This window comes from Streptomyces sp. NPDC050759, assembly GCF_044456945.1.
In the GTDB taxonomy this organism is placed as follows: domain Bacteria; phylum Actinomycetota; class Actinomycetes; order Streptomycetales; family Streptomycetaceae; genus Streptomyces.
Window position 1 is genome coordinate 98,002 of record NZ_JBITGI010000003.1, and the last position, 12,483, is coordinate 110,484.

The following is a 12,483-nucleotide window of genomic DNA, read 5'->3' on the forward strand; positions in this document are numbered from 1 at the left end:
GCACTCCTAGTGGGGCTTGAGTTCCCGGTCGCCCGAGGGCCTGGACCACCACACCCCTTCGCCGTGCGTGAGACCGGGCAGTCGCAGTTCGATCTCGCGCACCCTGCGGGCCGGGAGCTCGCCGGTGATCAGCCATGCGGTGCTGCCGCCGGTAGTCCCCGTGAACTCGGCGCCCGCCGAGGCGAGTTGCGCGGTCACCGGGGCCAGCGCGTCGAGGGGGATCTCCGCCTCGAACGCGTGGTACGGCTCGAACAGCCGCGTCCCGGCCCGCTCCAGGGCCCGGCGCAGCACGATCGGCGTGAGCCCCCGGAAGTCGGCTGCGGTACTGAGCGGCGCCACGAAACCGGAGCGGACCAGGACGACGCGGTAGTCCGTCACGGTCGCACCCGTCAGCCCGGTCCGCATGCTCGCGTGGACCGTCTCCTCGATGGCCTGGTGGAACGCCCGTGGCAATGCGCCGAGTTCGGTCTCGTACGCGAACACCCCGCCGGAGCCACGCTCGCCCGGCTCGACCCGCAGTCCGATCGTCGCCCAGTAGCGGGTCCCGAGATGCCAGGGATTGCCTTCGTCCGCCTCCCCCGAACCGCGCGGGCGCTCCAGATACCGGACCCGGGCCGGCTCGAAGTCCGCCTCGACACCGAAGTCCTGGGCGAGGGTCGCCGCGAGCACCTCCATCTGGACCTCGCCGTACAACAGCAGTGTGGTGGCGCCGCCGGGCGTGGGACGGGCGTGGATCAGCGGGTCCTGTTCGGCGAGGGTCAGCAGCGCCGAGCGCAGCCGCGCCGCCTGTCCGGGGTGGCGGGCGGTGACCAGGGTTTCCAGGGTCGGGGGCGCGAACTGCGGTGCGCGCTCGGTGAGTTCGCCGAGACGGTCGCCCACGCGCAGGCCGGAGGAGAAGGTCAGCGCCGCGATGTTCCCCGCGGTCAGCGGCCCGGCTAGACGGGTGACCCGCCCGGACACCCGGCTGGTCGTCCCGTCGGCCTCGCGCCTGAGGAGGGTGAGGCGCTGCCGTTCGGTCACCTCACCGCCGTAGAGCCGCAGATAGGCGGTGCGCTCGCCGCCGGGTCCGGGCCGCACGGCGAACACCGTCCCGCGCGGATCACCCGTGGGTGTCACGGGAGGGCGGGGGATCAGCCGGACCATCCCCTCGACCAGTTCGGGGACGCCCTGGCCGCCGAGGGCGGAGCCGAAGAACACCGGGTGGAAGGAGCCGTCGGCGGTGCGGGCGGCGAGGGCCTTGTGGAGGTCGTCCGGGGTGGGCTCGGGGCCGTCCACGACCGCCGTGAGGATGTCCGGGTCCACGTCGGCGAGAGCCTCGGCCAGTCGCCGGTCGTCCTTCGCGAGGACGCTCACGTGGGCGTCGGACGTGCCGATGCCCGCCACCTGTGTCAGCGGGGCGACGTACGGCGTCAGCCGGCGCCGGATGTCGGTGAGCAGGCCCTCGGCGCGGGCGCCCGTCCGGTCGATCTTGTTGACGAAGACCAGGGTGGGCAGCCGTAGCCTGCGCAGGGTCCGCATCAGTACCCGGGTCTGCGCCTGCACGCCCTCCACGGCGGACAGCAGCAGCACCGCGCCGTCGAGGACCTCCAGAGCGCGCTCGACCTCGGCGATGAAGTCGGAGTGGCCCGGGGTGTCGATGAGGTTGATCCGGGTGTCGCCGACGGTGAAGGAGGCGACCGCGGAGCGGATGGTGATGCCGCGCTGCCGCTCGATCGCGCCGTCGTCCGTGCGGGTGTCACCGGTGTCGACGCTGCCGAGCCGGTCGATCGCGCCGTGGTCGAAGAGCAGGCGCTCGGTGAGGCTGGTCTTACCGGCGTCGACGTGGGCCAGAATGCCGATGTTCAGGGTGTGCATGCGTGGTCGAGTCCTCGAGAACCGTGGGCCGAAGGGGGCGCTGGGTCGATTCGAGGAGTCGGCGCATGTGAGGGATCCTGACGTGAGGAGACACGGTCGCGCCCATGATGGCGCCGGCGGACCGGGGCACCGCAACCGAATATCGGCGGCCAGTAGCATGATCCCGGCAGCCCGAGATGATCATCCTAGGAGCAGGCCCGTGCGAGACATCGCCGTGTTCAGCGGTAGCGCCCACCCCGAGCTGGCGGCGGAGGTCTGCGCGCATCTCGGTGTGCCGCTCAGCCCCACCCGGGTCAGCCGGTTCGCCAACGACTGCCTGGAGGTGCAGCTCCAGGCGAACTGCCGGGAGCGGGACGTCTTCCTCATCCAGCCGCTGGTCAGGCCGGTCCAGGAGCACCTGGTGGAGCTGCTGCTGATGTGCGACGCGGCACGCGGTGCCTCGGCGCGCCGGATCACCGTCGTCATGCCGCACTACTCCTACGCCCGCTCCGACAAGAAGGACGAGCCCCGCATCTCCCTCGGCGGGCGGCTCGTCGCCGACCTGATGGTGTCGGCCGGGGCGAGCCGTGTCCTCGCCATGACCCTGCACTCCCCGCAGGTGCACGGCTTCTTCTCGGTGCCCGTCGACCACCTGCACGCCCTGCGCGAGCTGGCCGCGCACTTCCGGCAGTACGACCTGACCCGCACCACCGTCGTCTCCCCGGACCTCGGCAACGCCAAGGAGGCGGCCGCCTTCGCCCGGCTGATCGGCGCCCAGGTGGCCGCGGGCGCCAAGCAGCGGTTCGCCGACGACCGGGTCAGCATCAGCGACGTCATCGGCGAGGTCGCCGGACGGGACGTCATCGTGCTGGACGACGAGATCGCCAAGGGCAGCACGGTCCTGGAACTGCTCGACAGACTACGGGAGTTGGGTCCGCGCTCCATCCGGGTCGCGTGCACGCACGGCCTGTTCGCGGACGGTGCCCTCAAGAGGATCGGCGAGCAGCCCGACGTACTGGAGATCGTGTGCACCAACACCGTGCCGGTCCCCGACGAGGAGCGCACCGACAAGCTGCGGATCCTGTCCATCGCCCCCGCGCTCGCCGAGGCCGTACGGCGCATTCACAACGGTGAGTCCGTCAGCGCCCTGTTCGACTCGCCCCGGAGTGAATAGCGTCGATTCGCCCCGGAGTGAAGAGCGCACGGTCATAGCGGACAGCGCACGGTCATAACGCCTCGGACGTGGCCTCGGGCTGGTCCAGGGCCGCGTCAAGCGACGGCAGCGGGGGCAGCAGCCGGGACAGGCCGGTCACCCGGACGACCCGCAGCGTGAGCGGATGGGTACAGACCAGGAGCAGCCTGCCGTTGTTGTCGAGCACACGCGAGCGGGCCCGGTACAGCAGCCGAAGGCCGGAGCAGTCGAAGAACTCCACTCCGCTGAGGTCGATGACCAGCCGTGCGTCGGGCTGCCCCGTGGCGCGGTCCAGGTGGGGGAGGAGCTCCACGGCCGCGGCGATGTCGATCTCCCCGCGGAACTCCAGCACCGTGTGACCGCGGTCCTGGTGGACGCGCAGATGCCGGGAGGGCGGTGCGGAATCCTGCTGCACGACGACATCGCCTCCAACCGGCTCCACAGGCGGCATGGGGTGCGTGCACATCCGTCCCCCGCCCTGCAAGTTACCCTCGATGGAGTGAATTTGAGCATGTTCGATTGACATATGTCTGCGAATTGCGGCCGCCAGTTCGCAACGGGTTCGCGCGGGGCACGCGCCCGGCTCACGACAGGGCGTGCCAGGCCCTGGTCAACGCTTGACGGAACTGCTCGGTCTGGTGCGCGGTGAGGTCCCGCACCATCCGGTCCTCCAGCTCCCGCACGGGGCCCTCGTGCTGGGCGAGCAGCGCGCGCCCCTCCTCGGTCAGCAGGATCAGCAGTTCGCGGCGGTTCTTCGGATTGCGCTCCCGGCGCACCAGTCCGCGGGTCTCCAGGGAGCGCACGAGATCGGCGATCGACTGGGCGGTGACGAAGGAGTCCCGGGCCAGTTGCGCCGCCGACAGCCCGTCGTGCCGCTCGAGGACCGTGAGGGCCGTGTACTGCAGAGCGGTGATCCCGGACGGCTTGACCAGCTCGTCCAGATGGGAACGGACGACGAGCTCCACCTGTTTCACCATGTAGAGGAGCGACGGGGGCGCCTTGGTCACCTGTGTGTCGAGCATGGGTTCAGGCTAGACCATTGACAGGAAACCTGTCTGTAAAGAGACTGCGAACCAACAGGAATCCTGTTGGTTGAAATCTTGGCGACGAAGCTGAGGAGCGGCGATGTCCCCCATCGAGATCGAACCCGGACGGCTGTTTGTGGGCGGCCAGTGGCGTGAGGCCGCCGACGGCGCACGCACCGAGGTGGTCGACCCGTCCCGGGGGGCGGTCGTCACCACCGTCGCGGAGGCCGGCGCCGCCGACGTGGACGCGGCCGTCCGCTCCGCCCGGGAGACCTTCGACGACGGCGCCTGGTCCGGCCTCAGCGGTCGCGAGCGGGGCCGGATCCTGCACCGGGTCGCCGAGCTGATCCGCGAGAACGCCGACGAACTCGCCCAGCTGGAGAGCCTGGACGTCGGCAAGCCGATCTCCCTGTGCCACGCCGTGGACGTGACCAACGCGGCCAACGACTACGAGCACTTCGCGGCCCTCGCCCACTCCCTGGACGGCTCGGTCCGCAACACGCCCATGAACGCCCTCGCGTATACGAAACGCGAGCCGCTCGGCGTGGTCGCCGCCATCACCCCGTTCAACTTCCCGCTGATCCTCTCCGGTTCCAAGATCGGCCCCGCGCTCGCCGCCGGCAACACGGTCGTGCACAAGCCGGCCGACGAGACCCCGCTCAGCGCCCTGTACATGGCCGCACTGCTCCAGCGGGCCGGCGTCCCCGACGGCGTCGTCAACGTGGTCACCGGCGCCGGACCGGTGGCCGGCGAGGCCCTGCTGCGTCACCGCGGCGTCGACAAGGTCGCCTTCACCGGCTCCACGGCGATCGGCCGGCATGTGGCGGCGACGGCGGGCGAGGCGCTCAAGCCCGTCACCATGGAGCTCGGCGGCAACGCGGCCAACATCGTCTTCGAGGACGCCGACCTGGAGAAGGCGGTCGGCGCGATCATCAAGGCGTTCGTCTTCAACACCGGACAGTTCTGCATGGGCGGGCCGCGTCTGCTCGTGGCCCGCTCGGTCCACAGCACTCTGCTGGGCATCCTGGCCGACGCCGTGCCCGGCGTTCCGGTCGGCGACCCGCGCGACCCCGGGACCGTCGTCGGTCCGATGGCGGGGGAGAAGCATCTGAAGAAGGTCGAGGAGTACGTCGACCTGGCCCGCAAGGAGGGCGGCCGGATCGTCTGCGGCGGCGAGCGCCTCGACCTCGACGGCGGCTTCTACTACAAGCCCACCGTCATCGCCGATCTCTCCAACGACTCACGGGTCGTGCAGGAGGAGATCTTCGGACCGGTGCTGACCGTGCAGCCCTTCGACAGCGAGGACGAGGCCGTCGCCCTCGCCAACTCCACGCCGTACGGCCTCGCGTCGGGCGTCCAGACCACGAACCTCGCCCGCGCGCACCGGGTCGCGGACCGCCTCCAGGCGGGCATCGTCTGGGTCAACGACTGGGCGATGCTCGACCCCGCGGTGCCCTTCGGCGGGGTCAAGGACTCCGGCTACGGCCGCGAGTACGGCCCCGAGGCGCTCGACGCCTACACCAGGGTCAAGTCCGTCGTCGTCTCGCTCGACTGAGCGCGCGCCCGAACACGCTTGAAGACAAAGGGAGTTCGTACGATGCCCACCACCACCCGCGCCGCCGTCGTCGAGTCCGGCGGAGCACCCTTCACCCTCTCCGACATCGAGCTCGACGAGCCCGGGCCGCACGAGGCGCTCGTCCGCATGGTCGCCACCGGTCTGTGTCACACCGACCTCGGTGTGGCGAGCGGCGGACTGCCCTTCCCGCTGCCCGGCGTCCTCGGGCACGAGGGTGCGGGAGTCGTCGAGGCCGTCGGCTCGGCCGTCGCCGGCGTCGCCCCCGGCGACCACGTCGTGCTGTCCTTCACCTCCTGCGGCGACTGCCGCAACTGCGACGGCGGCCACCCCGCCTACTGTGCCGGCTGGCTGCCGCTGAACCTCCTCGGCGGCCGCCGGGCCGACGGGACCAGCACCATCAGCCGGGACGGCGAGCCGCTCGGCGGGCACTTCTTCGGCCAGTCCTCGTTCGCCGAGCGCGCCCTGGTCGACGAGCGCAGCCTCGTCAAGGTCGACCAGGACGTGCCGCTGGAGTCCATCGCCCCGCTCGGCTGCGGAGTGCAGACCGGCGTCGGCGCCGTGTGGAACGTCCTGAAGCCGGTCACCGGTTCCACGATCGTCGTGCTCGGCGCCGGAGCGGTCGGCCTGTCCGCGGTCATGGCCGCCGCCCTCACTCCGGCCACGACGATCGTCGCCGTCGACCGGTTCGGGGAACGCCTCACCCTGGCAAGGGAGTTGGGTGCCACCCACACCGTCAACGCCGGCGAGGAGGACCTCGGCGAGGCGCTCGCCGCGATCACCGGCGGTCAGGGCGCGGACGGCATCGTGGAGACCACGGGCAACGTGAACGTCCTGCGCCAGGGCGTCGACGCGCTCGGCGCTCGCGGCACGGTGGTCGTCGTGGGCGCCCCGCCGTTCGGCACCGAGGTCTCCCTCGACGTCAACGGGCTCCTCGGCGGCAAGCGGGTCGTCGGCCTCACCCTCGGTGACGCCGAGACCCAGAGCTTCATCCCCGCCCTGGTCCGTCTGGTCAAGGAGGGGCGCCTCCCGCTGCACCGCCTGATCAGCACCTATCCGTTCGCGGACATCGACCAGGCGGTGCGGGACATGCGCGCGGGCAAGGCGATCAAGCCCGTCCTGACGTTCTGACGGGTCAGTCGACCACCAGAACCAGCTTCCCCTTCGTACGGCCGGTGTCGCCCAGCGCATGCGCCTCGGCGGCATCGGCCAACGGGAAGGTCCCCGCGATGGTGGGGCGCAGCTCGCCCCGCTCCACCAGTTCCGCGATCGCGTTCATCCCGGCGCGGTCGGCGTCGACGAGCATCCGCACGGCCCGCACCCCCAGCCGCTCGGCCTCCTCGCCGAACTCGTCCGAGCCGACCGGCAGGATCGACACCACGATCCCGCCGGGCCGCAGCACCCGCAGCGAGCGCACGGACGTCTCGCCGCCGAGCGTGTCCAGCACGACATCGACGTCCTTCACGGCCTCGGCGAAGTCCGTCTCCCGGTAGTCGATCACCTCGTCCGCGCCCAGCTCGCGCAGGAAGTCGTGCTTGCCCGCGCTGGCGGTACCGATCACGTACGCGCCCCGCGCCTTGGCGATCTGCACGGCCACATGACCCACCCCGCCGGCCGCCGCGTGGATCAGCACCCGCTGCCCCGGCCTGAGTTCCGCGTTCTCGACCAGCGCCTGCCACGCGGTCAGCGACACCAGCGGCAGCGCGCCGGCCTGCGTGTGGTCGATCGACGACGGCTTGTGGGTGAGGGCCCGCACCGGCGCGATCACGTACTCGGCGTGCGAACCATGGCCCCACGGGTACGGCAGCATGCCGAACACCTCGTCACCGGGCTTGAAGGTGGCGACCCCGACGCCGACCGCCTCGACCACGCCGGAGACGTCCCAGCCGAGGACGAACGGCGGCTCGCCGAGGAAGCCGCCGGTGGCGCGGTGCTTCCAGTCGGTCGGGTTCAGGCCGGCCGCCCGCACCCGGACCAGTACCTGGTTGGGCCGCGGCTCGGGCCGCTCTACCTCGATCTCCTCGAGGACCTCGGGACCGCCGAGGGCGGTCTGGCTGATGGCTCGCATGGTGTTCACAGTGCTCATGGTCGTCCAGCCTGCCCGGCCCCGCCCGCCCAGGAAATGGCATGATTGCCAAGCTTCGATAGGATCGTGCCATGCGACATGTGGAGCGGACCGAGCGGGTCGTGGTGCTGGCCCTGGACGGCGTGTACCCCTTCGAGCTGGGCATCCCCAGCCGGATCCTCGGCGCCGCCGACGGCCGGTACGAGGTGCTGACCTGTTCGGTCGACGGCCGACCGGTGCGCAGCAACGCCGACTTCACCATCGGCGTCGAGCACGGACCCGAGATCCTGGCCACCGCGGACACCGTGGTGATCACCCCCGTCTCGCCGGAGCGGATGCCCGCCGAGCTCCCGGAAGAGGTGCGCGACGCCCTCGCGTACGTCCGCCCCGAGGCGAGGATCGTCTCCATCTGCACCGGCGCCTTCGTCCTCGCCGCGGCCGGCCTCCTGGACGGCCACCGGGCGACCACCCACTGGCAGCTCGCCGGCCGCTTCCGGAGCATGTTCCCGCACATCGACCTCGACCCCGACGTGCTCTTCGTCGACGACGACCGCATCCTCACCTCGGCCGGAGCCGCCTCCGGCGTGGACATCTGCCTGCACCTCGTCCGCAAGGACCACGGCAGCGAACTCGCCAACGCAGTCGCCCGCCGCTGCGTGGTCCCGCCGTTCCGGGACGGCGGCCAGGCCCAGTACATCGAGCAGCCGGTCCCGGAACAGGGCGCCGCGAGTACCGCCGAGACCCGCGCCTGGGCGCTGGAGCGCCTGGACGAGTCCCTGACCTTGGCCGACCTTGCCGCCCACGCCCGGATGAGCCTGCGCACCTTCGCCCGCCGCTTCAACGAGGAGGTGGGCATGAGCCCCGGCCGCTGGCTCATCCAGCAGCGCGTCGCCCGGGCCCGGCACCTCCTGGAGTCCAGCGACCTCGCGGTCGACCAGATCGCCGGCCGCGTCGGTTTCGCCACGGGCGCGTCCCTGCGCCAGCATCTGCACGCGGCGATCGGGGTGTCACCGCAGGTGTACCGGCGGACGTTCCAGACGGCGGCGCGCTGAACGTTCCGGTGCCCCGCGGCGTCGAAGGATCATGAGAGCGGGCGGAGTGACGGGGGCCGGGATGCGCGGAAGAATGACGGCGGTGCTGGGGGCGGCGCTGGTCATGGTGGTCGTGGGGTGCGACGCCGGGGACGACGTGGTCGTCGACGGTACGGTGCCGAGCGCGCCCTACGACGGACCGCTGAACGTCCCCACGAAGGAACAGGACGAGCACACCCCGCAGGCGCTGCGCCTCGCCTCCGGGGCCGTGGGCCGGGCCCTGGAGTGCGCCGGCGAGATCTACAACGGCAACGGCCCCGACGGCTGGAGCAGGGACGACGGCGGGGACGGCCCGGAGGAAGGGCTGAACCTGTACTTCGACCTGCTCGACCCGGGCGACCCCCGATCCGGCTACCGCGTGGAACGCCGGGAGAGGGACCGCGTGCTGTACTCGTACGACGTCGACGGGCGGGCCAAGGTGGCGGTCGTGGTCGCCAAGGACCAGGAGGACAGGCCCGGTTGGGGCCCGGAGACCAGCGCGTCCTGCGATCCGTCCGAACTCCCGGCCGACTGGACCGACTCCCACGGCTACGAGATCTGGACCGGCCGCGCGGGCGAGCGGGTGCCCACCACCGAGGTGAGCAGCGGTCCCGGCGACGACCACTGCGGCTGGGATGAGGTGCACTTCCTGGACCTCGGAGAACGGATGTACGCCCGCGACCCCGAGGGCCTGCTCGACCCCGGCATGCTCACCGCGCCCTACGACGGCTCGGCCGCCATGCCGGCCGGCGCACGCGACACCGGATACCGGTACGAGGACCGGCAGTTGTGGCTGACCGACGACCGACGCACGGCGTACGTCCGTACAGCCGACGGCGTGGAGGCCTGGCCCCTGCTCAGGGAACACGTGGCCTGCATGTGATCCGGCCTCACCGGCTCGCGTGCAGCGCGACCAGCAACTGCCAGACCTGGTCGGCGATGTCGGCCGCGGTGGCGTCGAGCAGGCCATGCAGCCAGTCGGCCAGTACGCCGGCGAAGGTGGCGGCGACCGCGGACGCGATCAGCGGGGCGTCCGCCGCGCCCGCGAGCTCGCGCTCCCGCAGGCTGTAGGCCCTCAGGTCCCGGTGCAGGACCCTGCCGAGGGGGCCGCCGCCGCCCGGGGCGAGCAGGGACCGGTACAGGGCGGTGTGCGGGGTGAGCGAGCCGAAGAACTCCGCGAGCGCGGGCGGCGCGTGCACCGGATCGGGCCGCCCCCGCCAGGCGTGCAGCGCCTCCACGGCGTCCCGTACGACGTCCGCGCAGGCGTCGACGGCGAGCGCCTCCAGGCCGTCGTAGTGCACATAGAAGGTCGCCCGGCCGACCCCGGCCCGCCGCACCAGCGCGGCCACGCCGACCTCCTCCAGCGGCCGCTCGGCACACTCCGCGAGCAGCGCCTCCCGCAGCCGCGCCCGGGTGCGGGCCGCCCGCGGGTCCTCGGGTGCGGCGCGGGTCACTGCGCCACGAGCACGGCCGCCAGGGCGAGCGCGCCGGGCAGGGCCTGGGCGACGAGGATCCGGACGTTGGCGGTGACGGCGCCGTACACACCCGCGACGATCACGCACACCAGGAAGAACACCTGAGCCGCGAACCCGGTCGGATCACCGGCGACGAGCCCCCACACCAGTCCCGCCGCGAGGAAGCCGTTGTACAGGCCCTGGTTGGCGGCCATCGCGGCGGTGGCCCGGGCCATTTCCCGGTCGAACCCGTGAAAGGACATCCCCGGCTTCTTCTGCCACAGGAACATCTCCATCACCAGGATGTACACATGCAGCGCCGCCACCAGGGCGACCAGCACCTTCGCCAGGATCTCCATCAGCTTCCCTACTTCTTGGACGTGTGTCCACTATAGCTGGACATCCGTCCAGGAAGTCCACCTGTCAGTGCCACCCGCTAGCGTGCCCGCCATGACCGATCACGACCTGACCGTCCGCCGCGCCCGCCCCGACGACATCCCGGGACTGGTCGCCTCCAGCGCGGGCCTGTTCGCCGAGGACGCCGGAACCAGGGATGCGAGCGTCGACATCGACTGGCCGCGCGAGCACGGGGCCGCGTCGTACACGCAGGCCCTCGCGGACCCGGCGCGGCTCGTCCTGGTCGTGGTTCACGACGGTGAGGTGGTCGGACACCTGACGGGATCCCTGACCGAACCGTCGGCCGTGCGGCCCGTGAAGTCGGCCACGCTGAACAGCCTGTACGTCCGCCCGGCCCACCGGCGTGCGCGGGTGGGCGGGAGGTTGGTGGAGGAGTTCCTGGCCTGGGCCGGGGCGCGGGGGGCCGTGCAGGCGGAGGTCGCCGCCTACGCGGCCAACCCGGAGGCGATCCGTTTCTACGAGCGCCAGGGATTCGGGGCCCACGCCGTGACACTGCGACACGTCCTAGGCCGAAAGGCGGAGGTGGAAGCCGGTTCGAACGGCCAGACTGATGCCGTCACTTGATGATCCAGCAGGAGGACGCGCCGATGGCCCCGCAGCCGCCACGCCCCGCGAAGCAGCGCAAGCAGGACACCCTGAACCGACTGGAGCACGACGAGGACGTCTGGGTCGCCACGGCCCCGGCCGACGGCTCCGGTGTGCCGTATCTCGTCCCGCTCTCGTTCCTCTGGGACGGCTCCACCATCCTCCTGGCCACCCCGGCCGGCAGCCCCACCGGGCGGAACCTGAAGGCGACCGGCAGAGTGCGGCTCGGCCTCGGGCCCACCCGGGACGTCGTGATGATCGAGGGCACCGTCGACACCGTCACCCAGGCCGAGCTGACCGGCGAGGACGGGGACCGGTTCGCCGCCCGAACCGGCTTCGACCCCCGCCGGCTCACCACGCCCTACCTGTACTTCCGGGTCCGCCCGCAGCGGGTGCAGGCCTGGCGGGAGGCCGATGAGCTCACGGGGCGTGAGCTGATGCGGGACGGACGGTGGCTGGTCGCCGACTGAATCGGCCGTGCCGGGATATCCGCAAGGTACAGGGCCGGGGCGCCAACACCCCGTGGCCGAACCCTTCGGAGGAGACATGGCACTGGTGAAAGCGGGGGTCGTCGTGCTCGACTGTGCCGAGCCCGAGAAGCTCGCCGTGTTCTACAAGGAGCTGCTGGACGCCGAGGAGACGGACGCGACCGCCAACCGCGTGGAGATCAGGGGCGCGGACGGCTTCCGGCTCGGGTTCCGCCGCGACGTGAACGCGGCCCCGCCGAGCTGGCCGCGCCCCGAGAACTCCCTCCAGGCCCACCTGGACTTCGTGGTGGACGACCTGGACGCGACGGAACGCAAGGTGGTGGAGCTCGGCGGACGTCCACTGGAGACCAAGGACGCCTCGGGGCCGTACGAGGAACGCGGCTACGCCGACCCCGCCGGCCACTCCTTCACCCTGCGCATGGTCACACCGACCGCGCCCAAACAGGGCTGAGTCAGTCCCGGCCACCCTTCTCGGAGGCCGGCCAGGTGCCTGTGGACCGCTCGATGGCCTTCGCGCCGGTGCGGTCCACGGCACTGCGCACCGCGGCGAAGATGGCGCCCTGGATGGCGGCCGCCAGGAGGATCTCCCCCCAGCCGCGGTCCCGGTCCAGGGCGTCGGGCGCGTCCTCCTCGTGCCGGATCGCCATCCACGTCTTGCGGAAGGCGAGACCCGCCAGCCAACCGCTCGACCAGCCGAGGACGAATCCGAGGGGCTGGTAGGCGAGGGGCAGCTTCAACTTCTTCTTCTTGGCCATGTGGGTCTCCTGGGTCGAGTGAGTCG

At 71.6% G+C, this 12,483-nt stretch carries 15 protein-coding genes; 8 read left to right on the plus strand and 7 right to left on the minus strand.

The window, feature by feature from the left end; translation table 11 throughout:
* Nucleotides 1–6 precede the first annotated feature (6 nt).
* Nucleotides 7–1,854, minus strand: a complete 1,848-nt coding sequence (gene otr(A) / locus ACIBJB_RS10385) for a tetracycline resistance ribosomal protection protein Otr(A) (protein WP_398928664.1) — start codon at nt 1,852–1,854, stop codon at nt 7–9.
* 199 nt (nt 1,855–2,053) lie between these two features.
* On the opposite strand from otr(A), the gene ACIBJB_RS10390 reads away from it, so the two are divergent.
* Complete coding sequence (locus ACIBJB_RS10390) at nt 2,054–3,007, plus strand: ribose-phosphate diphosphokinase (protein WP_398928666.1); 954 nt, start codon at nt 2,054–2,056, stop codon at nt 3,005–3,007.
* Between the two features lie 52 nt (nt 3,008–3,059).
* Here the strand turns inward: ACIBJB_RS10390 and ACIBJB_RS10395 are convergent, their stop codons facing one another.
* Together ACIBJB_RS10395 and ACIBJB_RS10400 are read right to left on the minus strand one after the other, a co-directional pair.
* Nucleotides 3,060–3,491: an anti-sigma factor antagonist gene (locus ACIBJB_RS10395; protein ID WP_398928668.1), complete on the minus strand. Its 432-nt coding sequence runs from the start codon at nt 3,489–3,491 to the stop codon at nt 3,060–3,062.
* A 118-nt stretch (nt 3,492–3,609) separates the two neighbouring features.
* Nucleotides 3,610–4,047: a MarR family winged helix-turn-helix transcriptional regulator gene (locus tag ACIBJB_RS10400; protein ID WP_398928671.1), complete on the minus strand. Its 438-nt coding sequence runs from the start codon at nt 4,045–4,047 to the stop codon at nt 3,610–3,612.
* Between the two features lie 103 nt (nt 4,048–4,150).
* Between ACIBJB_RS10400 and ACIBJB_RS10405 the strand changes: the two genes are divergently transcribed.
* Complete coding sequence (locus tag ACIBJB_RS10405) at nt 4,151–5,605, plus strand: aldehyde dehydrogenase family protein (RefSeq protein ID WP_398928673.1); 1,455 nt, start codon at nt 4,151–4,153, stop codon at nt 5,603–5,605.
* Nucleotides 5,606–5,647: 42 nt separating this feature from the next.
* The gene (locus ACIBJB_RS10410) at nt 5,648–6,754 is read left to right on the plus strand and encodes an NAD(P)-dependent alcohol dehydrogenase (RefSeq protein ID WP_398928676.1); all 1,107 of its coding nucleotides are present in this window, start codon (nt 5,648–5,650) and stop codon (nt 6,752–6,754) included.
* 4 nt (nt 6,755–6,758) lie between these two features.
* On the opposite strand, the gene ACIBJB_RS10415 is transcribed toward ACIBJB_RS10410, so the two are convergent.
* The gene (locus tag ACIBJB_RS10415; protein ID WP_398928678.1) at nt 6,759–7,709 is read right to left on the minus strand and encodes an NADP-dependent oxidoreductase; all 951 of its coding nucleotides are present in this window, start codon (nt 7,707–7,709) and stop codon (nt 6,759–6,761) included.
* 71 nt (nt 7,710–7,780) lie between these two features.
* On the opposite strand from ACIBJB_RS10415, the gene ACIBJB_RS10420 reads away from it, so the two are divergent.
* Nucleotides 7,781–8,740 carry a GlxA family transcriptional regulator gene (locus ACIBJB_RS10420; protein ID WP_398928681.1) on the plus strand — a complete coding sequence of 320 codons (960 nt, stop codon included), beginning with the start codon at nt 7,781–7,783 and terminating at the stop codon, nt 8,738–8,740.
* Between the two features lie 61 nt (nt 8,741–8,801).
* A complete protein-coding gene (locus tag ACIBJB_RS10425) occupies nt 8,802–9,641 on the plus strand; it encodes a hypothetical protein (protein ID WP_398928683.1) in 840 nt (279 codons plus the stop codon).
* 7 nt (nt 9,642–9,648) lie between these two features.
* On the opposite strand, the gene ACIBJB_RS10430 is transcribed toward ACIBJB_RS10425, so the two are convergent.
* Together ACIBJB_RS10430 and ACIBJB_RS10435 are read right to left on the minus strand one after the other, a co-directional pair.
* A complete protein-coding gene (locus ACIBJB_RS10430) occupies nt 9,649–10,212 on the minus strand; it encodes a TetR/AcrR family transcriptional regulator (RefSeq protein WP_398928686.1) in 564 nt (187 codons plus the stop codon).
* Complete coding sequence (locus tag ACIBJB_RS10435; protein ID WP_398928689.1) at nt 10,209–10,571, minus strand: DUF1304 domain-containing protein; 363 nt, start codon at nt 10,569–10,571, stop codon at nt 10,209–10,211. The genes ACIBJB_RS10430 and ACIBJB_RS10435 overlap by 4 nt, the downstream gene beginning before the upstream one ends.
* 91 nt (nt 10,572–10,662) lie before the next feature.
* On the opposite strand from ACIBJB_RS10435, the gene ACIBJB_RS10440 reads away from it, so the two are divergent.
* The 3 genes from ACIBJB_RS10440 (at nt 10,663) to ACIBJB_RS10450 (ending at nt 12,153) form a co-directional block, all read left to right on the plus strand.
* Nucleotides 10,663–11,193 carry a GNAT family N-acetyltransferase gene (locus tag ACIBJB_RS10440; protein ID WP_398928692.1) on the plus strand — a complete coding sequence of 177 codons (531 nt, stop codon included), beginning with the start codon at nt 10,663–10,665 and terminating at the stop codon, nt 11,191–11,193.
* Nucleotides 11,194–11,216: 23 nt separating this feature from the next.
* Nucleotides 11,217–11,684: a pyridoxamine 5'-phosphate oxidase family protein gene (locus ACIBJB_RS10445; RefSeq protein ID WP_398929818.1), complete on the plus strand. Its 468-nt coding sequence runs from the start codon at nt 11,217–11,219 to the stop codon at nt 11,682–11,684.
* Between the two features lie 76 nt (nt 11,685–11,760).
* Nucleotides 11,761–12,153, plus strand: coding sequence for a VOC family protein (locus tag ACIBJB_RS10450; protein ID WP_398928695.1), 393 nt, complete (start codon nt 11,761–11,763; stop codon nt 12,151–12,153).
* Nucleotide 12,154: 1 nt separating this feature from the next.
* Here ACIBJB_RS10450 and ACIBJB_RS10455 read toward each other — a convergent pair whose 3' ends face one another.
* Nucleotides 12,155–12,457, minus strand: a complete 303-nt coding sequence (locus ACIBJB_RS10455; protein ID WP_398928697.1) for a DUF4235 domain-containing protein — start codon at nt 12,455–12,457, stop codon at nt 12,155–12,157.
* Nucleotides 12,458–12,483: the final 26 nt, after the last annotated feature.